This is a genomic window from Amycolatopsis sp. MJM2582, from assembly GCF_000754115.1.
GTDB lineage: Bacteria > Actinomycetota > Actinomycetes > Mycobacteriales > Pseudonocardiaceae > Amycolatopsis > Amycolatopsis japonica.
The window spans coordinates 1,351,744-1,376,792 of sequence record NZ_JPLW01000003.1 but is presented as its reverse complement, the minus strand read 5'-3'; the positions used below and the strand labels follow the sequence as shown (position 1 = coordinate 1,376,792).

The 25,049-nt window shown below is 68.8% G+C and carries 24 protein-coding genes and 1 tRNA gene; 15 read left to right on the top strand and 10 right to left on the bottom strand.

Features of this window, described 5'->3' with window-relative positions; translation table 11 throughout:
* The first annotated feature begins 1 nt into the window (after position 1).
* The 4 genes from ED92_RS25275 to ED92_RS25260 all read left to right on the top strand — a co-directional run bounded on the left by ED92_RS25275 (position 2) and on the right by ED92_RS25260 (position 5,562).
* Positions 2-1,441: an amino acid permease gene (locus tag ED92_RS25275; protein ID WP_037342419.1), complete on the top strand. Its 1,440-nt coding sequence runs from the start codon at positions 2-4 to the stop codon at positions 1,439-1,441.
* Entirely contained in the window at positions 1,438-2,391 is a 954-nt protein-coding gene (locus ED92_RS25270) for an asparaginase (RefSeq protein WP_037342418.1), read from the top strand. Before ED92_RS25275 ends, ED92_RS25270 begins: the two co-directional genes overlap by 4 nt.
* A 10-nt stretch (positions 2,392-2,401) precedes the next feature.
* Complete coding sequence (aspA, locus tag ED92_RS25265; RefSeq protein WP_037342417.1) at positions 2,402-3,790, top strand: aspartate ammonia-lyase; 1,389 nt, start codon at positions 2,402-2,404, stop codon at positions 3,788-3,790.
* Positions 3,791-3,936: 146 nt separating this feature from the next.
* On the top strand, positions 3,937-5,562 hold the full coding sequence (locus tag ED92_RS25260; protein WP_037342416.1) for a CocE/NonD family hydrolase: 1,626 nt from the start codon (positions 3,937-3,939) through the stop codon (positions 5,560-5,562).
* A gap of 149 nt (positions 5,563-5,711) precedes the next feature.
* Here ED92_RS25260 and ED92_RS25255 read toward each other — a convergent pair whose 3' ends face one another.
* The gene (locus tag ED92_RS25255) at positions 5,712-6,473 is read right to left on the bottom strand and encodes a metallophosphoesterase (protein WP_037342415.1); all 762 of its coding nucleotides are present in this window, start codon (positions 6,471-6,473) and stop codon (positions 5,712-5,714) included.
* Between the two features lie 4 nt (positions 6,474-6,477).
* Positions 6,478-7,107 (bottom strand): GntR family transcriptional regulator, encoded by a 630-nt coding sequence (locus ED92_RS25250; protein WP_037342414.1) that lies wholly within the window; start codon positions 7,105-7,107, stop codon positions 6,478-6,480.
* A 46-nt stretch (positions 7,108-7,153) separates the two neighbouring features.
* Between ED92_RS25250 and ED92_RS25245 the strand changes: the two genes are divergently transcribed.
* Positions 7,154-8,332 (top strand): aminotransferase class V-fold PLP-dependent enzyme, encoded by a 1,179-nt coding sequence (locus ED92_RS25245; protein WP_037342413.1) that lies wholly within the window; start codon positions 7,154-7,156, stop codon positions 8,330-8,332.
* On the opposite strand, the gene ED92_RS25240 is transcribed toward ED92_RS25245, so the two are convergent.
* On the bottom strand, positions 8,329-8,820 hold the full coding sequence (locus ED92_RS25240; RefSeq protein ID WP_037342412.1) for a hypothetical protein: 492 nt from the start codon (positions 8,818-8,820) through the stop codon (positions 8,329-8,331). The two genes, ED92_RS25245 and ED92_RS25240, sit on opposite strands and share 4 nt — an antisense overlap.
* Positions 8,821-8,883: 63 nt before the next feature.
* Here ED92_RS25240 and ED92_RS25235 point away from each other — a divergent pair, with 63 nt between their 5' ends.
* From ED92_RS25235 to ED92_RS25225, 3 genes are read left to right on the top strand one after another with little or no spacing between them, the layout of a single operon-like run.
* Complete coding sequence (locus ED92_RS25235) at positions 8,884-9,492, top strand: TetR/AcrR family transcriptional regulator (RefSeq protein ID WP_037342411.1); 609 nt, start codon at positions 8,884-8,886, stop codon at positions 9,490-9,492.
* Positions 9,489-10,982, top strand: coding sequence for an AMP-binding protein (locus ED92_RS25230; protein ID WP_037342410.1), 1,494 nt, complete (start codon positions 9,489-9,491; stop codon positions 10,980-10,982). Before ED92_RS25235 ends, ED92_RS25230 begins: the two co-directional genes overlap by 4 nt.
* Positions 10,983-11,026: 44 nt before the next feature.
* Positions 11,027-11,446: a cupin domain-containing protein gene (locus tag ED92_RS25225; protein ID WP_037342659.1), complete on the top strand. Its 420-nt coding sequence runs from the start codon at positions 11,027-11,029 to the stop codon at positions 11,444-11,446.
* On the opposite strand, the gene ED92_RS25220 is transcribed toward ED92_RS25225, so the two are convergent.
* Entirely contained in the window at positions 11,443-11,961 is a 519-nt protein-coding gene (locus ED92_RS25220; RefSeq protein WP_037342409.1) for a MarR family winged helix-turn-helix transcriptional regulator, read from the bottom strand. The genes ED92_RS25225 and ED92_RS25220 overlap by 4 nt on opposite strands.
* Positions 11,962-11,975: 14 nt before the next feature.
* Between ED92_RS25220 and ED92_RS25215 the strand changes: the two genes are divergently transcribed.
* Complete coding sequence (locus tag ED92_RS25215) at positions 11,976-12,479, top strand: carboxymuconolactone decarboxylase family protein (RefSeq protein ID WP_037342408.1); 504 nt, start codon at positions 11,976-11,978, stop codon at positions 12,477-12,479.
* Positions 12,480-12,758: 279 nt separating this feature from the next.
* Here ED92_RS25215 and ED92_RS25210 read toward each other — a convergent pair whose 3' ends face one another.
* The 4 genes from ED92_RS25210 to ED92_RS25195 form a co-directional block, all read right to left on the bottom strand.
* Complete coding sequence (locus ED92_RS25210; protein ID WP_037342407.1) at positions 12,759-13,712, bottom strand: GNAT family N-acetyltransferase; 954 nt, start codon at positions 13,710-13,712, stop codon at positions 12,759-12,761.
* Between the two features lie 47 nt (positions 13,713-13,759).
* Positions 13,760-13,831: transfer RNA gene (locus tag ED92_RS25205), tRNA-Val, on the bottom strand.
* Between the two features lie 38 nt (positions 13,832-13,869).
* Positions 13,870-14,331, bottom strand: coding sequence for a peroxiredoxin (locus tag ED92_RS25200; RefSeq protein WP_037342406.1), 462 nt, complete (start codon positions 14,329-14,331; stop codon positions 13,870-13,872).
* A 76-nt stretch (positions 14,332-14,407) separates the two neighbouring features.
* Positions 14,408-14,839 (bottom strand): DUF3052 domain-containing protein, encoded by a 432-nt coding sequence (locus ED92_RS25195; protein WP_037342405.1) that lies wholly within the window; start codon positions 14,837-14,839, stop codon positions 14,408-14,410.
* Positions 14,840-15,241: 402 nt separating this feature from the next.
* Here ED92_RS25195 and aceE point away from each other — a divergent pair, with 402 nt between their 5' ends.
* A complete protein-coding gene (aceE, locus tag ED92_RS25190; RefSeq protein WP_037342404.1) occupies positions 15,242-18,037 on the top strand; it encodes a pyruvate dehydrogenase (acetyl-transferring), homodimeric type in 2,796 nt (931 codons plus the stop codon).
* Between the two features lie 116 nt (positions 18,038-18,153).
* Positions 18,154-19,365, top strand: coding sequence for an alpha-hydroxy acid oxidase (locus tag ED92_RS25185; RefSeq protein WP_037342403.1), 1,212 nt, complete (start codon positions 18,154-18,156; stop codon positions 19,363-19,365).
* 72 nt (positions 19,366-19,437) lie between these two features.
* Here ED92_RS25185 and ED92_RS25180 read toward each other — a convergent pair whose 3' ends face one another.
* Positions 19,438-20,079 carry a nicotinamide mononucleotide transporter family protein gene (locus ED92_RS25180; RefSeq protein ID WP_037342402.1) on the bottom strand — a complete coding sequence of 214 codons (642 nt, stop codon included), beginning with the start codon at positions 20,077-20,079 and terminating at the stop codon, positions 19,438-19,440.
* Positions 20,080-20,282: 203 nt separating this feature from the next.
* Positions 20,283-21,020, bottom strand: coding sequence for a hypothetical protein (locus tag ED92_RS25175; protein ID WP_037342658.1), 738 nt, complete (start codon positions 21,018-21,020; stop codon positions 20,283-20,285).
* A gap of 330 nt (positions 21,021-21,350) precedes the next feature.
* Between ED92_RS25175 and ED92_RS25170 the strand changes: the two genes are divergently transcribed.
* The 4 genes from ED92_RS25170 (at position 21,351) to ED92_RS25155 (ending at position 25,039) form a co-directional block, all read left to right on the top strand.
* A complete protein-coding gene (locus ED92_RS25170; RefSeq protein ID WP_037342401.1) occupies positions 21,351-22,565 on the top strand; it encodes a CdaR family transcriptional regulator in 1,215 nt (404 codons plus the stop codon).
* A gap of 253 nt (positions 22,566-22,818) precedes the next feature.
* Complete coding sequence (locus ED92_RS25165) at positions 22,819-23,745, top strand: ACP S-malonyltransferase (protein WP_255355371.1); 927 nt, start codon at positions 22,819-22,821, stop codon at positions 23,743-23,745.
* A complete protein-coding gene (locus tag ED92_RS25160; RefSeq protein ID WP_037342399.1) occupies positions 23,742-24,725 on the top strand; it encodes a beta-ketoacyl-ACP synthase III in 984 nt (327 codons plus the stop codon). The genes ED92_RS25165 and ED92_RS25160 overlap by 4 nt, the downstream gene beginning before the upstream one ends.
* A gap of 68 nt (positions 24,726-24,793) precedes the next feature.
* The gene (locus ED92_RS25155; protein ID WP_004559006.1) at positions 24,794-25,039 is read left to right on the top strand and encodes an acyl carrier protein; all 246 of its coding nucleotides are present in this window, start codon (positions 24,794-24,796) and stop codon (positions 25,037-25,039) included.
* The last annotated feature ends 10 nt before the right edge of the window (positions 25,040-25,049 follow it).

Genomic DNA, 25,049 nt, shown 5'->3' with positions numbered 1-25,049 from the left:
CGTGACCGAACAGACCCTCAGCGCGGACGGCAAAGCCGCGCCGGTGCCGGCCGACGCCGGTGACGCCGGCTACGACAAGGCGCTGAAACCCCGCCACGTCAACATGATCGCGATCGGCGGCGCCATCGGCACCGGCCTGTTCCTCGGCGCGGGCGGACGGCTCGCGCAAGCGGGCCCGGCCCTCGCGATCGTGTACGCGGTCTGCGGCCTTTTCGCGTTCTTCGTGGTGCGCTCGCTCGGCGAACTCATCCTGTACCGCCCCTCCTCCGGCGCCTTCGTCTCCTACGCCCGGGAATTCATGGGCGAGAAGGGCGCTTTCGTCGCGGGCTGGATGCACTTCCTGAACTGGTCGACGACCGGGATCGCGGACATCACCGCGATCGCGCTGTACGCGCATTTCTGGTCGTTCTTCACCCCGATCCCGCAATGGGTGCTGGCACTGATCGCGCTCGCGGTGGTGCTGGCGCTGAACATGGTCTCGGTGAAGCTGTTCGGCGAGATGGAGTTCTGGTTCGCCATCATCAAGGTCGCCGCGCTGGTGACGTTCATGGGGATCGGGATCTTCCTGCTGGTCACGCAGCAGCCGATCGACGGCAACACGCCGGGCTTCTCGCTGATCTCCGACCACGGCGGGATCTTCCCGGCCGGGGTGCTGCCGATGGTGCTGATCGTCCAGGGTGTCGTGTTCGCCTACGCCTCGGTCGAGCTGGTCGGCGTCGCCGCCGGCGAGACGGAGAACCCGCGCAAGATCATGCCGAAGGCGATCAACTCGATCATGTGGCGGATCGGGATCTTCTACGTCGGCTCGGTGATCCTGCTGGCGATGCTGATGCCGTGGGACGCCTACTCGAAGCAGGAAAGCCCGTTCGTCACCGTGCTCTCGCACATCGGTGTGCCGCAAGCGGGCAACGTGATGAACCTGGTGGTGCTGACCGCGGCGCTGTCCAGCCTGAACTCGGGCCTCTACTCCACCGGCCGCATCCTCCGGTCGATGTCGCTGGCGGGCTCCGCGCCGAAGTTCACCGGCGTGATGAACAAGAACCACGTGCCCTACGGCGGGATCCTGCTCACCTCGGCGGTCTGCGTGGTCGGCGTCGGCCTGAACGCCGTCGTGCCGAGCCAGGCCTTCGAGATCGTGCTGAACTTCGCCGCCATCGGCATTCTCGGCACCTGGGCGATCATCGTGCTCTCGCATCTGCTGTTCGTCCGCAAGGCCAAGCTCGGCGAGGTCGAGCGGCCGTCGTACCGGCTGCCGCTCTCGCCCTACACCGAGATCGCGACGCTGATCTTCCTCGCCGCGGTCATCGTGCTGATGGGCTTCGACGAGGTCGGCCGCATCACCCTGTACTGCCTGCCGGTCATCGGGCTCGCGCTGGTGGCGGGCTGGTTCGGGGTCCGCAAGCGGATCAACATGGACGTCTTCGAAAAGACGAAGCTGTGACCCCCGAGATCCGCGTGCCCGCGCACGAACCGCTGGTGCACCTCCTCCGCGACGGCATGGTCGAGGGGGTGCACCACGGTTCGGCCGTGGTGCTCGCACCCGACGGCCGCGTGCTGTTCTCCGCGGGTGACATCGAGGCGGCGTTCTATCCGCGTTCGGCGGCGAAACCCTTGCAGGCCACGGCGATGGCGCGGCTCGGCGTCGAGCTGAGCCCCGCCGGGTTCGCCGTCGGCGCGGCCAGCCACTCCGGCGAAGAGATCCATCTCGCGGAGGTGCTCAGGACCCTCGACGGCGCCGGGCTCACCGCGGAAGACCTTCGGACGCCGGAAGACCTGCCGTTCGACCCGGTCGAGCGCGACGCTTGGGTCGCTTCGGGACGGAGCGCGTCGCGGCTGGCGCACAACTGTTCCGGCAAGCACGCGGCGATGCTCGCCACCTGCCGACGGCACGGCTGGTCCACAAAGGACTACCTGGACGCCGCGCATCCGCTGCAGCGCACGATCGCGGAATGCGTCGAGGAGCTGACCGGACAGCGGATCCCGAAGGTCGCCGTCGACGGCTGTGGCGCTCCCCTCTTCGCGGTCTCGCTGCGCGGCCTCGCCCGCGCGGTGGGCAAGATCGCCGCGGCGTCGCCGGGAACCCCGGAAGGCCTTGTCGCCGAAGGGATCCGGAAGCATCCGGAACTGGTCGCCGGCACGCGTCGCGACGTCACCGCGCTCATGCGCGCGGTCCCCGGCCTGATCGCCAAGGACGGTTTCGAAGCCGTCCAGGTCGCCGCGCTCCCGGACGGGACGGCGATCGCGATCAAGATCGCCGACGGCGGAGACCGCGCCCGCCGTCCGGTGCTCGCCGCCTCGCTCGCGTTGTGCGGCGTCGATCCGAACGTGCTGGAGCCCACCCCCGGCCTGCGCGTGACCGGCGCGCTGGCCGAACTCGACCTGGCCGCCTGAGGAGCCTTCGATGCACCGCGTGGAACACGATCTGCTGGGAGACAAGGAAGTCCCCGCCGACGCCTACTGGGGCGTGCACACCGCACGGGCCAGGGAGAACTTCCCCATCACCGGCACCGCGATCTCCGCGTACCCGCATCTGATCGAGGCGCTCGCCTCGGTCAAGGAGGCCGCCGCCCACGCCAACGCCGACCTGGGGCTTCTGGAGCCGGACGTCGCCGACGCGATCCGCCGGGCGTGCCGTGAGATCCGCGAAGGCGCGCTGCACGACCAGTTCGTCGTCGACGTCATCCAGGGCGGCGCGGGCACCTCGACGAACATGAACGCCAACGAGGTGATCGCGAACCGCGCGCTCGAACTGCTCGGGCACGAGAAGGGCGATTACGCCCGCGTGCACCCGAACGAGCACGTGAACCTCGGGCAGTCGACCAACGACGCGTACCCGACCGCGGTCAACGTCGCGACGATCATCGCCGTGCGCGAGCTGGCCGAGGCGATGATCGTGCTGGAGCAGGCTTTCGCGGCCAAGGCCGTCGAGTTCCACGATCTGCTGAAGATGGGCCGCACGCAGTTGCAGGACGCCGTCCCGATGACACTGGGGCAGGAATTCGGCACCTACGCGGTCATGCTCGGTGAAGACCGGCTGCGGCTCACCGAGGCGGTGACGCTGCTGCACGAGATCAACCTGGGCGCGACCGCGATCGGCACCGGGCTCAACGCCGCACCCGGGTACGCCGAAGCCGCCGTCGCGCACCTTCGCGAGATCACCGGCCTGCCCGTCGTGTCGGCCGCGGACCTCATCGAGGCGACGCAGGACTGCGGCGCGTTCGTGCACCTTTCGGGCGTGCTCAAGCGGATCGCGGTGAAACTTTCGAAGAGCTGCAACGATCTGCGGTTGCTCTCCTCCGGACCGCGGGCTGGGCTCAACGAGATCAACCTGCCGCCGGTGCAGGCGGGGTCGTCGATCATGCCCGGCAAGATCAACCCGGTCATCCCCGAGGTGGTCAACCAGGTCGCGTTCGAGGTCATCGGCAACGACGTCGCGGTCACGATGGCGGCCGAGGCCGGGCAGCTGCAGCTCAACGCGTTCGAGCCGCTGATCCTGCACTCGCTTTCGGAGAGCATCACGCATCTGCGGTCGGCCTGCCTGGTGCTGGCGGAGCGCTGTGTCTCCGGGATCACCGCGAACGCCGGCGTGATGCGGGGCTACGTCGAGAACTCCATCGGGCTGGTGACCGCGTTGAACCCGAGCATCGGGTACGCGGCCGCGACCGAGATCGCCAAGGAGGCGCTCGAAACCGGGCGCGGCGTGGCGGAGCTCGTCGTCGAGAAGGGCCTTCTGCCCGCCGAAGAGCTGGCGAAACTGCTGAAGCCGGAGACGCTCGCCCGGCTTTCCTGAGACCAGCGGGGCGGTACCGGGCGGTCCGCCCCGCGCCAGTGTCATGAAAGTGGCTTTCAGGACATTTTTCGTCCTGAAAGCCACTTTCCTGACATGCGGGTACGGTCGTAAGCGGAAGGTGATCCTCCGCACGAAAGGCGGCCAGCGTGCTCGACCGACTTCTCGACCGGTACCTCGGCCTCCCGCCCGCCGAGGGCCCCGCCCCCTCGGTGACCAAGGCGATCCCCGTCCCGATGCCCGACGGCGTCCGTCTGCTGGCGGATCGCTACGCCGTTCCGGGCGACGAGCCCCGGCCGGTCGTGCTGATCCGCACGCCGTACGGCCGCAAGGGCGTGATGGGCAAGATCTTCGGCGAGACGTTCGCCCGGCACGGGCTGCAAGTGGTCCTGCAGAGCACTCGCGGAACTTTCGGCTCGGGCGGCGAATTCCGGCCGTTCCACCTGGAGAAGGAGGACGGCCTCGCCACCGTCGCCTGGTTGCGTGCACAGCCGTGGTGCGACGGCCGGGTCGCGATGGCGGGTGCGAGTTACCTCGGTCACACGCAATGGGCCGTCGCGCCGTACCTCGACGAGCCCCTCGAAGCGCTGTGCCTCGGTGTCACCGCGTCGGAATTCGTCTCGACCTTCTATCCCGGCGGGATCCTCGCGGTCGACAACATGGTGTCGTGGTCGGCGCTGATCGGACGGCAGGAAGGCCGGTTCGCCGGTCTGCCGAATCCCTGGCAGACGAAGAAGACCCGCCGGGCCATGGCGCATCTGCCGGTTTCCGGTGCGGACGTCGCGGCCATCGGCAAGCAGGTGCGGTTCCTGCAGGACGTCTCCCGGCACGCCGAGCCCGGCGACGATTTCTGGGCGCCGTCGGACCACAGCGCCGAGGTCGCCGCCCTGCGGACACCGGTGAGCATGGTGACCGGCTGGTACGACCTGTTCATCTCCGCCCAGCTGCGCGATTTCAAGGAGCTCGCCGCGGCCGGACGCGAACCGAGGATCACCATCGGACCGTGGGCGCACGGTGAGCCCGCCAGCCTGAAAACCCTGATCACCGACCAGATCGGCTTCCTCTCCGCGCATCTCCTCGGCGATCGCGCGCCGCTGAGGCGGTCGCCCGTGCGCCTGTACCTCCAGGGCTCCGGACGCTGGCTGGACTTCGAAAGCTGGCCGCCTGAGTCCGACGCCACCCCGTACTTCCTGCGCCCTGGCGGGCTTTCCGTCGCCGACCCCGTCGAGTCGAAGCCGGGCACGTTCACCTTCGATCCGGCCGATCCCACGCCGACCGTCGGCGGCCCGTTGCTGTCGGGCGTGCAGAAACAACAGGACAACAAGGAAGTCGAAGCGCGGCGGGACGTGCTCCTCTTCACCGGTGACGTGCTCGAGCGCGACCTCGACGTCATCGGCGAGATCTCCGCACTGGTGCACGTCCGGACCGACCTCGGGCACGGCGACGTGTTCGTCCGGCTGTGCGATGTGGACCGTCGCGGCGTCTCCCGCAATGTCACCGACGGCGTCCTCCGCCTGCGCCCCGGCGATCCCGAGTCCGATGTGGACGGTGTGGTCGCGGCCGGGATCCAGCTCGACCCGACGGCCTACCGGTTCCGGCGCGGCCACCGGCTGCGGGTGCAGGTCGCGGGCGGAGCGTTCCCCCGCTTCGCCCGCAACCACGGCACCGACGAGCCGGTGTTCAGCGCGGTGGACGGGAAACCCGCGCGGTTCGAGGTCTTCCACGACCCCGCGCACCCGTCCCGGATCACGCTGCCGGTGTTCGCCGGGTCGTGAGTGGCGGTTCGGGTCAAGCCAAGGGTGCCTCAGGTACCTACCGGATTCTGGCTGCGGCTGCTCACGGGCCAGGCGCGTGAAGGCCCGCTTCCCGCCGCCACGGACGTCGCGAAAGCCACTTTCGCCCCACCTCGGCCGCGAGCGTGTGTTCAGGCAGGCACGACCCGCTGGTGCGTGGTCAGCCTGCCGTCGTCGTGCAGCACGTGGAACAGCAGCGACGGCGGCAGGTCGTAGTCGATCGGGCCGCCTTCGCTCCAGTGCCGGAGACCGTTCTCCTCCCACGGGAACAGGATGCTCGACCCGACCGAGGGCGCCGAGCGCAGCGGCACGCCGGCGAACGTCGTCGACGCCGCGGTGTGGACGTGCCCGCAGAGCAGGGCGACCACGCGCGGGTGGCGGGAAAGCACTTCGGCCAGCTTGTCCTCGCCGTACTGGCGCATCGCGTCCACCAGCGGCAGGCCGAGCGGGACCGGCGGATGGTGGAAGGCGATGAAGGCGGGGCCGTCCCCGTCGGCGAGGACGCTGTCCAGCCACGCCATGGTCTCGTCGTCGAACTGCCCGTCCGGTTTGCCCGGGATACTCGAATCGGCCATGACGAACGTGACGTCTCCGACCGTGTGCGCCACGTTGACCGGGGATTCGTCCGGCGCCTGCCCGAGCAGCCCTTCCCGGAACGGGCCACGCTTGTCGTGATTGCCGGGGCAGGTGAAGAGCGGTGTGTCGGTCTTGAACAGCTCGGCCGCGCGCCGGTACTCCTCGACGGTGCCGTGGTCGGAGATGTCACCGGTCACGAGGATCGCGTCGACCGGTGTCGCCAGGCCCTCCAGGTACCGCATGACCCGCGCCGTCCGTTCGTCGGCGCGGTCCCCGCCGTCGAGATGGTTGTCGCTCAGATGTGCCGTCACGAACATCGTGTCACCCCATGTCTTCCAAATATGCCAACGTTTTCACCCAGTTCCGCCCGAGCAGCCCGACAGCCGCGTCGAGGTCCGCGGCGCGGATCGCCTCGGCGATCCGGCGGTGCTCGTCGATACTCTCCCTCGAACGCTCGACGCCACCGAAATAGCGCGCGTCGTAGCGTTTCAGCAGCGGCTTCGTCTGTTCCAGCAACCGCAGCAGATGCGGATTCGTGCACCGCGAGACGAGCAGCGCGTGCCATCGATCATCCAAAGTGGACAGATCACCCTGTCGCCCGAGCTCCTCGGCCATCTCGTCGGCGATCCGGTCCAGGCCGCCGGTGAGCCCGGCGAGGTCCTGCGGCGAACTCCAGCGCAACGCGAGCGATTCCAGCTCCGCGACGAGCGGGTACAGCTGCCGGGCCTCCTCCGGATCGAACGGCGGCACGAGGAAACCCCGGTTCGGCGCCGAGACGAGCAGGCCGCGATCGGCCAGCCCGATCAGCGCCTCGCGCAACGGGGTGCGGCTGACGCCCAGCTCGCGAGCGAGGTGCACCTCGTTGATGCGGCTGTCCGCGGCGATCCGGCCGTCGAGCACGCGAGCGGTGATCTCCTCCGCGAGGTCGCGGCGGAGCAGGTTCCTCGTCATCGGTGCAGTATTGCATGCACTTCGGCCGTACTGTATTCAGTTAGGCATGACGGACTTCGATGTGCACCGCGCTCGCACCGAAACCCCGGGCTGTGCGGAGGTGGTCCATCTCAACAACGCCGGATCGTCGCTGCCGCCCGCACGGGTGACCGACACCGTCGTCGACTATCTGCGCGAAGAGGCCCTGATCGGCGGATACGAGCAGGCCGCGGCGACCGTGGAGCGAATGAACGGCGTCTACGCGTCGGCCGCCCGGCTCGTCGGTGCCGACCCCACCGACATCGCCCTGACCGACAACGCGACCCGCTCGTGGCAGGCGATCTTCTACGCGCTGCCGTTCGCCGCCGGAGACCGGATCCTGACGGCGAAATCCGAGTACGCGAGCAACGTCATCTCCTTCCTGCAGATCGCGAAGCGCACGGGCGCCGTCGTGGAGGTGGTCGACAACGACGAGTCCGGGCAACTGGACGTCGAGGACCTCGAGCGCCGCATCGACGGCGACGTCAAGCTGATCGCCGTCTCGCACGTGCCGACCCAGGGCGGGCTGGTGAACCCGGCCGAGGAGATCGGCGCGGTGGCCAGGGCGGCCGGAATCCCGTTCCTGCTGGACGCGTGCCAGAGCGCCGGCCAGATCGACCTCGACGTCGCGCGCCTGAACTGCGACGCGCTCAGCGTGACCGGCCGCAAGTACCTGCGCGGACCGCGGGGCACCGGATTCCTGTACGCGCACCCGCGGCTGCGGGAACGCGTCGAGCCGGCGATGCTCGATCTTCATTCGGCGGCGTGGACGACGCCCGAAAGCTACGAAGTCGATCCGACGGCGAAGATGTTCGAGGTCTGGGAACGCGATCACGCCGCCCTGCACGGTCTCGGCGCGGCCATCGACTATGCCCTCGAATGGGGCATGCCCGCCATCGAAGCCCGCGTCGCCGCGCTCGCGGCGAAACTGCGTGACGCGCTCCGCGAGATCCCTGGCGTCCGTGTCCACGACCAGGGTGTGTGGCAGTGCGGGATCGTCACGTTCAGTGTGGCGAAAACGCCGTCGCAGGAAGTGAAACAGCGTCTGGCCGCGGCGAAGATCAACGTCAGCGTCACCGAGGCGACGTCCGCCCAGTTCGACTTCGCCGAGCGCGGACTGCCGCCGATGGTCCGGTCTTCGGTGCACTACTTCAACACCGAAGACGACATCGCGCTCCTCGTCGGCGAAGTCGGGAAACTGGCCTAACGGCGGGAAAGCAGCGAATCGGACGGCGGGGCGTACGGCAGCCCCGTCGTCTTCGCGCGCTTGGCGATCACCAGCGCCTCCCCCAGCAGGCTGACGCCGATCGACAGCGTCACCGGCCGCGCGTCGGGATGCGCCCCCGCCGTGGTGGCCAGGAACCCGATCCCGAAGTTCACCAGCAGCGACAGCATCCAGACGCCGAACGTCCAGCCGGTGTAGCGCAGCCACAGCACGCCGTCGCGCTCGAACAGTTTCGTGGTGGTGGCACGCACCGCGCCGAGACCGCATCCGACCGCGGACCCCAGCGCGAGCCAGAGACCGTCGGTCAAAGTGAAGATCTCGAGTTTGACCAAGCCGTAGACGCCGATCCCGAGCAGGATCACCGGGGCCCCGAACACCTCCCGGGCCACCAGCGGCTCGCCGCGCAGCCTGCGCACGATGAGCACGATCACCGCGGCGACCACCAGCGCGATCAGCAACCAGGTCCGCATGAACTCCCCCTTTGTAGCATGACTGTGCCAAATAAAATAGCAAGGTCGTGCTATAAAGACAACGTGCCCAAGATCGTCGACCCGGAAGCCCGCCGCCTGGAGATAGCCGAAGCCGTCTTCCGGGTGATCCAGCGGGACGGCCTCGCGCAGGCGTCACTCAGGAGCGTGGCCGAGGAGGCCGGTCTCGCGATCGGTTCGGTGCGGCATTACTTCGGCGGCCACGACGAACTGATCGTGTTCGCCATGCGCGCGCTCGGGGACCGGCTGGAGGCGCGGCTGGCGGGGCACATCCCCGTTCTGCTCGACCCCGCGACACCACGCCCACGGCGTCAGGAAGCCACCGAGGCGTTCCTCGGCGAACTACTTCCGCTCACCGAGCAGACTCGGGCCGAGGCCGACGTCTGGCTGGCGTTCTCGGCCGCCGCGAAGAACCGGCCCGACCTCGCGGAGGAGGCCAAGCGCATGTACGAGGGAGTCCGGTTCCTCGTCCGCCGGGTGCTCGAGGGCGCGAACGAAGCAGGTGGCCTGCTCGGCGACGTCGACTTGAACGTCGAGACCGAGCGGCTCGCCGCGCTGCTGGACGGGCTCGCGGTGTCGGCGGGCCGGACTTCGCCGGAGCTGATGCGCGCGGTGCTCCGGCGGCATCTCGAATCCCTGAGGAGCCCGGGATGAGCACCTTCTACGAAGTCGCCGCCCAGGACCCTGGCCGCGTCGCGGTGATCGACGTCGACGGCCGCGAGACCACCTTCGGCGAGCTTTCGGCGCGGGCGAATCAGCTGACCCACGCCTTGCGGGCGCTCGGTCTCGGCGAGGGCGACGGTGTCGTAGCGATCATCCACAATGGACTCACCTACTACGAGCTCCTGCTGGCGACCCTGCAGGCGGGGATGTACTTCACGCCGGTCAACCACCGGTCCTCACCCGCCGAGATCGCCTACATCGCGGCCGACAGCGGCGCCAAGGTCGCCGTCGCGGACGCGGACATCGCGGCGACGTGCACCGCGGAACTGTCCGGCCTGCACCGGTTTTCGCGCGGCGGGACATCCGGCTGGGCCGACTACGCGGCTTGGGGAACGGACCTGCCCACGACCACGCCGGAGCGGCGGACCGCCGGCCAGACGATGCTCTACACGTCCGGGACCACGGGGCGCCCCAAAGGCGTCCGGCGCGCCCTTTCCGGGCAACCGCCCGCACTGCACCCGATCCACGCGCACACCCTCGAACGCCTGGACGTCCGGCCGGGGCACGGCGTGCACCTCGTCGCCTGCCCGCTCTACCACGCGGCGCCCGGGATGTTCTCGACCGCGACCCTGCATCTCGGGCACACGCTCGTCCTGATGGACCGGTTCGACGCCGCGGAAACGCTGCGGCTCACCGAAAAGCACCGCGTGACGAGTACGCATTTGGTGCCCACGATGTTCCACCGCCTGCTGCGACTGCCCGAGAACGTGCGTGCGCGCCACGACCTGTCGAGCCTGACGTCGGTGATCCACGGTGCCGCGCCGTGCCCCCGTGAGGTCAAGGAGCGGATGCTCGCCTGGCTGGGACCGGTCGTCCACGAGTACTACGGCGCGTCCGAGGGCCTGATCACGGCGGTGCACGCGCGCGAATGGCTCGCCGCACCGGGCACTGTCGGCAAGCCGCTGGACGGAGTGCGGGTCGAGGTTCTCGACGACGACGGCCGCGAGCTCCCCACGGGCGAGGCCGGGATGCTCTATTTCAGTTCCGCGCACACGAAATTCGACTATCACGGCGATCCGGGCAAGACGGCCGCCGCGCGATCCGGGGAGTTCGTGACCGTCGGGGACGTCGGCTATCTCGACGCCGAGGGGCGGGTGTTCCTGTGTGACCGGCGGACGGATCTCATCCTTTCCGGTGGCGTGAACATCTATCCGGCCGAGATCGAAGCGCGGTTGCTGAGCCATCCCGACGTCGCCGACGTCGCGGTGATCGGCGAGCCGGATCCCGAGTGGGGCCAACGGGTCGTCGCCGTCGTGCAGCCGGTCGAGGGCGTCACCGGGGATCCCGCGCTGGCGGAACGGCTCGAAGCGCACTGCCGGGCCGAGCTCGCCGGGTTCAAGACTCCGCGCCGGTTCGACTTCCGGGACCGGCTGCCGCGGACGGAGAGCGGCAAGATGCTGCGGCGGACGCTTCGGGCGTAATGAACGGCCCTTTCGGGCAGTGCCGATCGCGGTACCGTTCGTTCATGCGCCTGCGGTCCGTGACCACGCTGCTCGCCACCCTCGTCCTCGCGCTCGCCGTCCCCGCGACGGCCGGGGCGACTCCCGGATCCGGGGTGACCGGGACGATCTTCGAGCAGCGGACGGTCGGGAACACCGACTACGTGCTGCGCGAGGTCGTCATCCAGCCCGGCGGCTACACCGGCTGGCACTATCACGACGGAAAGCTGTACGCGTACGTGAAAGCGGGCACGCTGACGCACAACTCGGCCGACTGCGGGCTCGACGGCCTGTACCGGAAGGGCGCCGTCTTCACCGAGCCGAGCGACACCGTCCACATCGGACGGAACCTCGGGACGACACCGGTGGTGCTGGAGGTGCTCTACGTGCTGCCACACGGGAGCCCGCTCTCGCAGGACGCGCCGAATCCCGGCTGCCCGTTCTAGGCGCCGAACCAGCTGGCGACATCGAGGCGGAAGCCGCCTGAGGGCACCATCGTGCGAAGGTCGGCTTCGAGCTCGCGGACCCTGTCGATACCCAACGTGCCTGCCCACTCCTTGCGCAACTCCTCGAAGATCGCCGCCGACCGGCCGAGTGAGTCGAACCCGCGGCCGGTGAGCCGTACGACCTTGCGCCGCGCGTCGGCCGGGTCGTCGACGCGCGCGACGTAGCCGAGCTGCTCCAGTTTGTCGACGGTCTTGCCCGCCGCCTGCTTGCTGACCCCGAGCCGCCGCCCGATCTCGCTCGCCGTCGCGCCTTCGCGGCCGATCGCCTGCATGGCGAAGCCGTAGACCGGGCGGACGTCCGGATGTCCTTGTTCGGCGAGTTCGGCGTGCAGCCGGTCGATGATCGAGCGGAAGCCCGCGAACAGCAGCAGCGGCAGCTCGAAGCCGGGAGTTTCGCGAACCTGCTTGCCAGATTCGACAACCTGGTTTACCTTTTCGTCAACCACGTTGACCATCTTAAGGGGAAACCTTGTTCACCGATCACACCGTCGAAACCGCCCCCGAAGGCTCGCGTCGCGCCATGGAAGCGACCATCCGGAAGTTCGGGCACCTCCCCACCGCCGTCGCCCGGCAGGCGTCGTCTCCCGAACTGCTCGACGGCTTCCTGAAGCTCAGCGCGAGCTTCGAACGGACCACACTCGACCCGCTCGCACGGGAAACGGTCGTGATGACCGTGGCGACCCGCAACGGCTGCGAGGTGTGCGTCGAGATCCACACGGGCAAGCTGAAGGGACATCACGCGGACGACGACGTCATCGCGGCGCTTCGCTCGCAGCAGCCCGTCCCCGATGAACGGCTGGAAGCCATCCGGCAGTTCACGGTGGCGGTGCTCGAAACCGCGGGCGCCGTCGACGACGAGACCCTGCGGACCTTCTTCGGGCACGGATACACCGAACGGAACGCCCTCGAAGTCGTCATGGGCATCGGCGCCTACACGATGTCGACCCTGGCGAACCGGCTGATCCGCGCCTAGTCGCTCACCGTGATCGCCCCTCGCGGCCCGGATCACTCCAATGGCCGCCGATCTTGATGTATCTGGGCAGTCCCGACCGTCTCCTGTCTTGTGCAGCCGAAAGTTCGCCACCCGCGGCGCGGCGCACCGGCGGTCTGGCCTGCCGAGGGGGCAGACCAGACCGCCGAAAACCGAAGACGTTCCACAGGTGTTGGGGGTGCGTGAAGGCCTCCTTCCCTCGGCTGAGCCGAGTGAAGGAGGCCTTCACGTGTCTTGCGCGCGTTTAGTCGACTAACTGCGTCAGGCTTCGAGCGCCCAGCGCACGTACCGCATCGTCGGCACGAAACCCGCCTTCTCGAACACCCCGAACGCCCCCGCCGGATCCGCCGAGTCCACGTTCAAACTCGCGCGGTCGTAGCCCTGCCCGGCGACGGCCCTCAGCGCGTGCCCCATCAGCGCGCTCGCCACACCCCGCCGCCGGTACTCCCGAAGCGTCCCGATCGCCATGAAATGCGCGTCGCGGACGCCGGTGGCCTCCGTGTCGGCCTCCCACCACATGGTCACCAGCATCCCGACCGCGACGCCCTCCTCCCGAAGCAGGAAGCTGGCCTCGGGCTGGAAGGTCTGGTTGACGATCTTGTTCCGCCAGAGATCGGCGGGCATCGGCACCGCGCCCCAGCAATCCCGGTACGCCGCGTTCCGGACCGCTCGAAAGTCCTCGTCGTTCCGCTCCGACCACGGCTCGACCGTGAACCCGTCGGGGATCGCCGAAGCATCCAACTCCGAGAGCGAGTGCTCCATCCGCTGGAAGTAGCGCACCGGCACGAACCCCCGCGACCGGACGAGCTCGGCCAGCCCGGCGATGCGCTCCGGCCGATTGACGTCGACCACGAGTTTCGCGTCCGGGTGGTGCAACGCGTGTACCACCTTCGCCGCCGCCACCCCCGCGTCGACGAGCGCGCCGCCGATCCCCCGCCGTCGATACGCGGGGTGGACTCCCCCGTCGAGGAAGACCCGATGGATCTCCTCCGCGGACGGCTTGAAGCGGATCTTCATGTAGCCGGCCATCACGTCGCCGTCGAAGGCGGCGAGGCTCGCCCGTTCCAGGTCCGCGTATGGGTCGACCAGCTCCTGGAGGGTGTCCTCCGCCGTGTAGTTCTCGCCGATCCCGTCGACGGTCTCCATCGCGTTGAGAAGGTCGGCCGACGCCTGGGCGTCCTCGGGCCGCAGTGGCCGCCAGGTGAGGTCGTGCATCCGGCTCAAGGTAGTCCCGCGCGAGCGGGGTGTCGCCGGGTTTTCGGTGGGCGCAGTAGGGATCGAACCTACGACCGCTCGGGTGTAAACCGAGTGCTCTCCCGCTGAGCTATGCGCCCGGGAGGTGGCACCCGCGCACGGGTGCCACCGTGAAGACTCAGGCCAGCGAGGCCACGGCCTTCTTCCACGCCTGCTGGTCGCGCGCCTCGCCGGGCTGGTTGACCTCGGCGAACCGCACGACGCCGTCCTTGTCGATCAGGAAGGTGCCGCGGGTGGCCAGGCCGGCCGCCTCGTTGAAGACGCCGTAGGCCTTCGCGACCTCACCGTGCGGCCAGAAGTCCGAAAGCAGCGGGAACTGGTAGCCCTCCTGCTCGGCCCACGCCTTGAGCGAGAACGGGGTGTCCACGGACACGCCGATCACCTGGACGCCCTGGCCGTCGTAGTCCGCGAACTCGTCGCGGAGCTGGCACAGCTCACCGGTGCAGATGCCACTGAACGCGAACGGGTAGAACACGAGCAGGACCGGCTTCTCGCCCTTGAAGGACGACAGCGTCACGGACTGCTTGTTGTAGTCGTTGAGCGTGAAGTCCGGGGCTTGCGATCCGACCTCGACGGCCATACCGGCGGTTTCCTCTCAAGAGCGAACAGGGGCCTGCGACGACAACCCTATCGTGTCGATCGCGCGCCTGGAGAAGTCACCGCTTGGTCTTGGACGACTTCGGCGAAACCAGCCGGGTGCCCGCCCACTTGGGGCCGACACTGATGTTGGCCGTCTGGGCCAGTCCGACCTGCGGCACCGCCTCGGCGATGTCACTCGGCTCGACATGCCCTGGCTGGCCCGTCTTCGGGGTCAGCACCCAGATCACGCCGTTCTCGTTCAGGGGAGTCCGGACCTCGATCAGCGTGTCACCGAGATCACCGTCGTCTTCGCGCCACCACAGCAGCACCACGTCGATGACCTCGTCGGCGTCCTCGTCGAGGATGTCGCCGCCGATCTGTTCCTCGATCGCCGCACGAAGGTCGTCGTCGACGTCCTCGTCCCAGCCGATCTCCTGGACCACCATGTCCGGCTTGATCCCGAGCCTTTCGGCGACGCTGCTCTGATCAGCGTCTCCCGCGGCGACCACTGCTGTCACTCCTCCAACTACGACGGAGCGTGGTGTCGCGCCGGCCTCATCGACCGGGCGGGCACCACACTCGGGTACACGATGCCCGTTAGCGAACACTGGTGAAGCGTTCCGCGCAACCGTCCACACCGGATCTTGAACAACTCGTGTCGCGGCGTACGGACATTCAGCCCACTCTCACGGGGTCAATTCGGGCGCGCCTGGGCACCTCCGAACGGCCTGCTTTAGGGTGGGAGAGAAAACGCGCGCGCGAGTACAGGCGCGTGCGAGGCGTGTCGCAATCGGGTCCGCGAACGTTACCGATCAGTAGCGGTGACGCGAACGGAACCGGAGGACGACGATGGACGGCGAACACGCCCGCGTACGAGCACAACCAGCTACCACCTTTCGCAAGGAGACCCCTTGGCCCCGCAGAACGACGGCGCCTCCGGCAAGGAGACCCCGGCACGCGTCCGCGTCATCCGTGACGGATTGGCGGCGCACCTGCCCGACATCGACCCGGAGGAGACCGCCGAATGGCTGGACTCCTTCGACGAGGCGCTGGCCAGGGGTGGTCAGCAGCGCGCCCGGTACCTGATGCTGCGCATCCTCGAGCGGGCCAGGGAACGCCACGTCGGCGTCCCGGCGCTGACGTCGACGGACTACGTCAACACCATCCCCACCGAGAACGAACCTTGGTTCCCCGGTGACGAGGAGATCGAGCGCCGGTACCGCGCCTACATCCGGTGGAACGCCGCGATCATGGTGCACCGCGCGCAGCGTCCCGGCGTCGGCGTCGGCGGGCACATCTCGACCTACGGCTCGTCCGCGGCGCTGTACGAAGTGGGCTTCAACCACTTCTTCCGCGGCAAGGACCACTCGGGCGGCGGCGACCAGATCTTCATCCAGGGCCACGCCTCCCCCGGCATCTACGCCCGCGCGTTCCTCGAGGGCAGGCTGACCGAGAACCAGCTGGACGGCTTCCGCCAGGAGTTCTCGCACGCCGGCGAGGGCGGCGGCCTGCCGTCGTACCCGCACCCGCGGCTGATGCCGGAGTTCTGGGAGAACCCGACCGTGTCCATGGGCCTCGGCCCGATGAACGCGATCTACCAGGCGCGATTCAACCGCTACCTGCGTGACCGCGGCATCAAGGACACCAGCGACCAGCACGTCTGGGCGTTCCTCGGCGACGGCGAGATGGACGAGCCGGAATCGCGCGGCCTCATCCACGTGGCCGCGAGCGAGGGCCTCGACAACCTGACCTTCGTGATCAACTGCAACCTGCAGCGGCTCGACGGCCCGGTGCGCGGCAACGGCAAGATCATCCAGGAGCTGGAGTCGTACTTCCGCGGCGCCGGCTGGAACGTCATCAAGGTCATCTGGGGCCGCGAGTGGGACTCGCTGCTGCACGCCGACCGTGACGGCGCCCTGGTCAACCTGATGAACACCACGCCGGACGGCGACTTCCAGACCTACAAGGCCAACGACGGCGCCTTCGTCCGCGAGCACTTCTTCGGCCGCGACCCGCGGACCAAGGAACTGGTCAAGGACCTCACCGACGCCGACGTCTGGAACCTCAAGCGCGGCGGGCACGACTACCGCAAGGTCTACGCGGCCTACAAGTCGTCGCTGGAGCACCACGGCCAGCCGACGGTGATCCTGGCCCACACCATCAAGGGTTACGGCCTCGGGCCGTCCTTCGAGGGCCGCAACGCCACGCACCAGATGAAGAAGCTCACCCTCGACGACCTCAAGCTGTTCCGGGACGCCCAGCGCATCCCGATCAGCGACGAGGAGCTCGAGCGCGACCCGAAGCTGCCGCCGTACTACCACCCCGGCAAGGAATCGCCGGAGATCGAGTACATGATCGGCCGCCGCCGCGCGCTCGGCGGGTTCTTGCCGGAGCGCCGCCCGAAGGCCTCGAAGGCCCTCGTGCTGCCCGGCGACAAGGTCTACGAAGGCATCCGCAAGGGCTCGGGCAAGCAGGAGGTCGCCACCACGATGGCGTTCGTCCGGCTCGTCCGCGAGCTGGCGAAGGACTCCGAGATCGGTAAGCGGATCGTCCCGATCATCCCGGACGAGGCGCGCACCTTCGGTCTCGACTCGATGTTCCCGACGGCCAAGATCTACAACCCGCACGGCCAGACGTACACGTCGGTCGACGCGAGCCTGATGCTGGCCTACAAGGAGTCCGAAAAGGGCGTCATCCTGCACGAGGGCATCAACGAGGCGGGCTCGACCGCGTCGTTCACCGCCGTCGGCACCTCGTACGCCACGCACGGCGAGCCGATGATCCCGATCTACATCTTCTACTCGATGTTCGGGTTCCAGCGGACCGGTGACGGCCTCTACGCGGCGGCGGACCAGATGGCCCGCGGTTTCGTGCTCGGCGCCACCGCCGGCCGCACCACGCTGACCGGTGAGGGCCTCCAGCACGCCGACGGGCACTCGCTGCTGCTGGCGGCGACCAACCCGGCCGTCGTGGCCTACGACGCGGCGTGGTCGTTCGAGATCGCCCACATCGTGCGGGACGGTCTTCGCCGGATGTACGGCGAGACCGGGCCGGACGGCAACGGCGAGAACATCTTCTACTACATGACGATCTACAACGAGCCCTACCAGCAGCCCGCCGAGCCCGAGAACCTCGACGTCGACGGCCTGCTCAAGGGTCTCTACAAGTACGCGGACGCCCCGTCGGGCGACGGCCCGGAGGCGCAGATCCTGGTCTCCGGTGTCACCATGCCGGACGCGCTGCGGGCCCAGCAGATGCTGGCCGAGGAGTGGGGCGTACGCGCGGCCGTGTGGTCGGCGACGTCGTGGACCGAGCTGCGGCGCGAGGCCGTCGAGGTCGACCACGACAACCTGCTCCACCCGGGCGACTCCCCGCGTGTGCCGTACATCACGCAGAAGCTGTCCGGCGCGAACGGGCCGGTCGTCGCGGTCTCGGACTGGATGCGGGCCGTGCCGGACCTCATCCGCCCCTGGGTGCCGACCGACATGCTGACGCTGGGCACCGACGGGTTCGGGTTCTCCGACACCCGTCCCGCCGCCCGGCGGAAGTTCCTGGTCGACGCCCAGTCGATCGTGGTCGGCACGCTGAGCGCGCTGGCCAAGCGCGGCGAGATCGACCGGTCGAAGGCGGCGGAGGCGGCGCGCAAGTACCGTCTCGACGACGTCGCCGCCGCGGGTCCGCAGTTGTCGGACTCCGGCAGCGCCTAGCACTGCCATGAACGGTCCGTTCCTTGCGAAATCTGCAAGGAACGGACCGTTCATTGCGTCCGGGACCGGACGAGCTAGGGTGAGACATCGGATGTTTGCGGAAAGGGTGAGCGAGTGTGACCAAGCGTCGACTGCCGAAGCCGAGTGAGCTGAAGCAGATCCTGCGGCCGAAGCCGATCGTGCTCAACCCGACCGAACGGCGGCTGGCGGGCGCGCACACGATCGCCGACCTGCGGATGCTCGCCCGCAAGCGGACGCCGCGCGCGGCGTTCGACTACACCGACGGCGCCGCGGAGCTGGAAGACAGCCTCCGCCGCGCCCGGCAGGCCTTCCGCAGCGTGGAATTCCACCCGAACGTCCTGCGCGGTGTGTCCGATGTGGACACGGGCAAGGAGATCCTCGGCAAGCGTTCGGAGCTGCCGTTCGCGTTCGCGCCGACCGGGTTCACGCGGATGATGAACCACGAGGGCGAGTCCGCGGTGGCCCGCGTCGCGCAGCGCAACGGCATCCCGATGGGGCTGTCGACGATGGCGACGACGTCCATCGAAGACCTCGCCGCGGCCGCCCCGGAGGCCCGCAAGTGGTTCCAGCTCTACGTCTGGCGCGACCACAAGGCGGGTGAAGATCTGATGAATCGCGCCTGGGCCGCCGGCTTCGACACGCTCATGCTGACAGTGGACACCCCGGTCGCGGGCGCGCGGCTGCGCGACGTCCGCAACGGGCTGACCATCCCGCCCGCGCTCACCCTCAAGACCTTCGTCGACGGCGCGATGCATCCGGCGTGGTGGTTCAACCTGCTGACCACCGAGCCGCTGACCTTCGCGTCGCTGAGCCAGTTCGACGGCACGGTCGCCGAGCTGCTCAACCAGCTCTTCGACCCGACCCTGAACTTCGACGACCTCGACTGGGTCCGCCAGACCTGGCCGGGCAAGCTCGTGGTCAAGGGGATCCAGAACGTCGACGACGCGCGTGACGTGGTCAAGCACGGCGCCGACGCGGTCCTGCTGTCCAACCACGGCGGCCGCCAGCTCGACCGCGCGCCGACGCCGATCGAGCTGCTGCCCGCGGTGCTGGACGAGATCCAGGGCGACGCCGAGGTGTGGGTCGACACCGGCATCCTGTCCGGCGGTGACATCGTGGCCGCCATCGCGCGCGGCGCGGACGCGGTGCTCATCGGGCGCGCGTTCCTCTACGGCCTGATGGCCGGGGGCGAGCGCGGCGTTCAGCGGTGCGTGGACATCCTGCGCGCCGAGATGGTCCGGACGATGCAGCTGCTGGGTGTCCGCACCCTGGCCGACCTCAAGCCGTCACACGCCACCATGCGCTGACCCCCGCGCGTTTCGTCCTCTGAATGCGGTGGTTCGTATCGCCGACTACCGCGTTCAGAGGACGAAACGCGGTCAGGCGGAGGCCGTCGTGACTCCGGAAGGAGCGGTGCGGACCTGCTTCGCCGTCCGGTTCCAGCTCCACCAGCCGTGCACGACCAAGCCGGCGAACACGATGTACACCGCCGCCGAGAAGTACAGGCCCGACGAGAGCTGCAGCGGTACGCCGATCGCGTCGACGACCAGCCACACCAGCCAGAACTCGACGAGACCCGCGCCCTGCGCGGCGAAGGCCACCAGCGTGCCGACGAAGATCGCGGCGTCCGGCCAAGGCGCCCACGAGGCGTCCAGCGCGTCGAGGACCAGCGCCATCGCGGTGGTGCCGATCGCGAACGCGCCGGCCATCGCCAGACGCTCGCCGAGACGGCCCTTGCGGACGACGACGCCGTAGACCGGGTCGCTGCGGCGGGACCAGGCCCACCAGCCGTAGATCGAGATGGCGAGGATCGCGATCTGCCTGGTCGCGAGCCCGCCGAGATGCGCGGAGACGTAGACCGAGAACAACAGCACGGTGGCCCCGACCTGGACCGGCCACGTCCACAACGTGCGGCGTTGCGCCAGGAAGACCACGGCGAGCGCGAAGATCTGCCCCGCCAGCTCGGCGAAGGAGATCCATTGTCCGAGCACCGTGACACCGTTGTGCAGCAGGAAGTCCACGTCCGCACCCCTCTCCGTCTACCGCTCCAACATGCTCCGTTCCGGCCCCATTCCCCAGTGAGTGTGAGGTGCGGAACAGGCGGCCGGCTCGAGGGGCGCTGAGGAGACGCGAAAGGGCCCCTCACCGCGTGTTCCGCGGCGATGGGCCCCTTCGACTCCGCGCGGGCCCGGTGCCTTCCTCGATCACCGGGCCCGCGGGATGCTCAGGAATCTACGCGACCGATGCCCACGGGCGAAGTCGGCGGCTCCGAACGGACCTCCCGCTTGGCGTCACCCGCCTCCAGCTGCCCCTGCAGATTGGCCAGCCAGCCCTGCCAGCGGTCCTGCGCCGGCTTGATCAGGCCGCCGCCGAAGCCGACGACGATCACGCCGCCGATGGTGGCGAGCACGGTGATCAGGACCGGTCCGGTGATCGCGGTCGCGATGTTCACCTGGCCGAGCGCGGCGATGATGCCGAACGCCATGATCATCCAGTAGGCGATGGTGCCGAGCAGCCGTCCCGCGGGCCGGGTCGACAGGGCTCCGGTCACCAGGTCGCGGACGACCTTCGCCACGGCTGCCGCGACGATCACCAGCACCAGCGCCACCAGGATCCGCGGCAGGAACGCGATGATGTCGTTGAGCAGCGCGCTGACCGGATTGCTCTCACCGAATACGCCGAACGCGAGCTGCAGCGCGATCAGGAGAATGAAGTAGTACACGAGTTTGACGAGGATCCCGCCCGCGTCGACATTCGCCTGTTTGAGCGTTCCGGTGAGCCCGGTCTTCTCGATGAGCTTGCCGAAACCGATCTTCGACAGAACCAGTCCCAATGCCTTCGACACGGCTTTCGCGATCAACCAGCCGATCAGCAGGATGATCAGGAAACCGATCAATTTCGGCACGAAGGTGGCGACAAGGTTCCATGCTTGTCCCAGACCGTCTTTCAGCTGCTCGCCCACGGCGAACTCCCTCCTCTGCGCATCCGCGCCCAACACCGGTGCGGCTTGCGAGGGATCGTTGATCACGAGCACCGCACCGGCAACTCGGCGACCCACGATCGAGTGAGTGAGCTAGCGGGAAAAGATCGACAAGTCCCATACTTGTCCTACCGGTGGGGACCGGGGAGACGAGGCCGTCCGGCGCAGCGAAAAACGCGAGCGCCGGGCGGCCTCGAGTTTTATGCGAACACATTTCGCAATTTCTCGCTCTTGACCATCCACTTCGGACAGAAGAGCCGGGAGACCGCAGGACCACGCCCCCTTTGCCCACCGGACTAGGATCGGCTGACCATGGCTGATGCGACTTCCGGACGGCGTGTCCCCAAGCACCACGGGCTGTCCGCCAAGACCCTCCGGCGGCTCGAGCACGCCTCCGGCCGGCTCGCGAGCGCGAGCGTGGCGGTGATGGAAGAGCGGCTGAGCTGGTTCGCCCGCCTCCCCGCCGACCAGCGCGCGAGCGTCCTGCTGATCACCCAGGCGGGTGCCGCCGGTTTCGTCGACTGGCTCCGCGACGCCAAGGAGGCGCTCTCCCTCACCACCGAGGCCTTCCGCGAAGCGCCCGCCGAACTGTCCCGCTGGGTGAGCCTGCGGCAGGCGGTCGGCATGGTACGGCTGGCGATCGAGGTGTTCGAGGAGCAACTGCCGGAATTCGCCGCGAACGAGGCCGAACGCGCCGCGCTGATCGAAGGGATCCTGCGCTACGGCAGGGAGATCGCGTTCGCCGCCGCCAACTCCTACGCGGCCGCCGCCGAGGCGCGCGGCGCGTGGGACGCGCGGCTGGAGGCGCTGGTCGTCGACGGCATCGTCCGCGGCGACGCCGAGGAGGCGGTGCTCTCCCGGGCCGCCGCGCTCGGCTGGGATCCTGCCGCGCCCGCCACCGCGGTGGTCGGCACCCCGACGTCGGACGACCCGCCCGCCGTCGTGTTCGAGGTCCGCAGCCGCGCCGCCAGGGTCGGGCGCCCCGTGCTGCTTTCGGTGCAGGGATCCCGGCTGGTCGTGGTGGTCGCCGGTCCCACCGACGGCAGCGTCAAGGACCGCGAGATCCTCGCCAAGCTGTCGGTCGCCTTCGCCGACGGACCGGTCGTCGCCGGCCCGACGGTGCCCACCCTCGCCGAAGCGCACCACAGCGCGACCGAAGCGCTCTCCGGCCTGCGCGCCGTCGTCGGCTGGCCCGGCGCGCCCCGGCCCGCGAGATCGATCGACCTGTTGCCCGAACGCGCGTTGTCCGGCGACCCCGAGGCCGAACGGCTGCTCGTGGAGCAGATCGCGCGACCGCTCGAAGAAGCGGGCCCGGCCTTGCTGCGGACGGTGGAGACCTACCTCGACAGTGGCGGTGTCCTGGAGACCTGTGCGCGGACGCTGTTCGTGCATCCGAACACCGTCCGGTACCGGCTGCGGAAGGCGGCGGAACTGACCGGCCGCCACGCCGCCGAATCGCGGGACGCCTGGGTGCTGAAGGTGGCGCTGACGGTCGGGCGGCTGGCCCGTGCCCGCGGCCTCTGGTGACCGTGTCCGGTTGGTCGTGAGTGGCGATTCGGGTTAGAACCCGAATCGCCACTCACGACCACGGTGACCCGAACCGGTTGGTAACTCTGCGCAGTGACGGACTTCATAGGGAAAGCTGGTTGAACCCGACAAGGCTTTTGGGTTAAGCGCGGAGATCAGGAAGACGCTTTTGGAGGGTTCCGACAATTACGTCGGCCGGACTTGGTGAGCGTCGGCATCACGACCATGGTGGCCGAGAGTGTTCTCTAATGGGGTGACAGTTGCAGTCCTCGCCCCCGGTCAGGGTTCCCAAGCCCCAGGCATGCTCACCCCTTGGCTCGAGCTCGACGGCGCCCGCGCGCGCGTCGAAGCCTGGTCCGAGCGGGCCGGTCTCGACCTCGTCCGCCTCGGCACCGAAGCGGACGCCGAAGAGATCCAGGACACCGCGATCACGCAGCCGCTGATCGTGGCGCTGTCACTGCTGGCCTTCGAGCACCTTCAGCGCGAGGCCCCGGTCGCCGCGGACGCGCCGGTCGCCGGTCACTCCGTCGGCGAACTGGCGGCCGCCGCCATCGCCGGCGTGCTGAGCTCCGAAGACGCCGTCGCGCTGGCCGCCGTCCGCGGCGCCGAGATGGCGAAGGCGTGCGCGCTGGAGCCCACGAGCATGGCCGCGGTCATGCTCGGCGACCCGGAGCAGGTCGTCGCGTGGCTCGAGGGCCATGGCCTCGCCGCGGCGAACCGCAACGGCGCCGGCCAGATCGTCGCCTCCGGCGCCGCCGACGCGATCGAGAAGATCGTGGCCGAGCCGCTGGAGGGCACCAAGGTCCGCGCGCTCAAGGTCGCGGGCGCGTTCCACACCTCCTACATGGCACCCGCGCGTGAAGCGCTGGCCGCCCACGCTGCGAAGATCACCCCGGCGGACCCGACGCGTCCGCTGCTGTCGAACGCCGACGGCCAGGTCGTCACCAGCGGGGCCGAGTACCTCGACCGGCTGGTCAAGCAGGTCACGAGCCCGGTTCGCTGGGATCTGACCATGGACGGTCTGGTCACCGCGGGTGTCACCTCGACGCTCGAACTTCCGCCGGCGGGCACGCTGACCGGGCTGGTCAAGCGGCAGCTCAAGGGAACCGTGACCACCACGATCGCTCTGAAGACGCCTGCCGAGCTGGCGAAGCTTCAGGGGCAGGAGGACGCTTCGTGACCGACCGATCCACTTTGCGGCAGGCGCCGGGCGCCGCCGGGACCCGCATCCTCGGTGTCGGGAGCTTCCAGCCCGAGAAGATCGTGACCAACGACGATCTCTCGAAGATCATGGACACCAACGACCAGTGGATCCGCGAGCGGGTCGGCATCGTCGAGCGCCGGTTCGCCGAGAAGGACGAGTCGCTGGTCGACATGGCGGTCAAGGCGGGCACCGCCGCGCTGGCCGACGCCGGTGTGGACCCGTCCGAAGTGGACACGGTCATCCTGCCCAACTGCACGATGCCCACCCAGATCCCGAACGCCGCCGCGCAGGTGGCCGACCGGATCGGCATCACGCATCCGGCCGCGTTCGACCTCAACGCCGCCTGCGCCGGATTCTGTTACGGCATCGGCGTCGCTTCGGACCTCATCCGGGCGGGCAGCGCGAAGAAGGCGCTCGTCATCGGTGCCGAGAAGCTCACCGACCACGTCGACCCGGTCGACCGCGCGAACGCGATCATCTTCGCCGACGGCGCCGGCGCGGCGGTGATCGGCGCGGCCGACACCCCGCAGATCGGCCCGGTCGCCTGGGGTAGCGCGGGCGAGCACGTCGACCTGATCTACATGCGCGACGACAAGTGGATCTACCAGGAGGGCCAGTCGGTCTTCCGCTGGGCGACCACCCAGATCGCGCCGATCGCCTTGCAGGCGCTGGAACTGGCCGGGCTCGAACCGTCCGATGTGGACGTCCTGATCCCGCACCAGGCCAACCTGCGCATCGTCGAGGCCATCGCCAAGAAGCTGCGCGCCAAGGGCGCCCGCGAGGACATGGTCGTCGCCGACGACATCAAGTACTCGGGCAACACCTCGTCCGCGTCGATTCCGCTCGCGCTGGACCACATGCGCAAGGCCGGCACCGTGAAACAGGGCGACGTCGTGCTCGCCGTGGGCTTCGGGGCCGGACTCTCCTACGCGGGCCAGGCCTTCGTCTGCCCGTGATGAATACTTCCCCCGCGGGCACCGTGTCCGCGGGGCAGCCGAAAGCATCACCGAGAAGGGAACAACCAGTGGCAGACAACGCAGAGATCCTCGCCGGCCTCGCCGAGATCGTCGAAGAGGTCGCCGGTGTGGCGCAGGACGACGTGACCGCCGAGAAGTCCTTCGTGGACGACCTCGACATCGACTCGCTGTCCATGGTGGAGATCGCTGTCCAGGCCGAGGACAAGTTCGGCGTCAAGATCCCGGACGACGAGCTGGCGAACCTGAAGACCGTTGGCGACGCGGTGAACTACGTGTCGGCCAACTCCAAGTAAGTCCGACTTC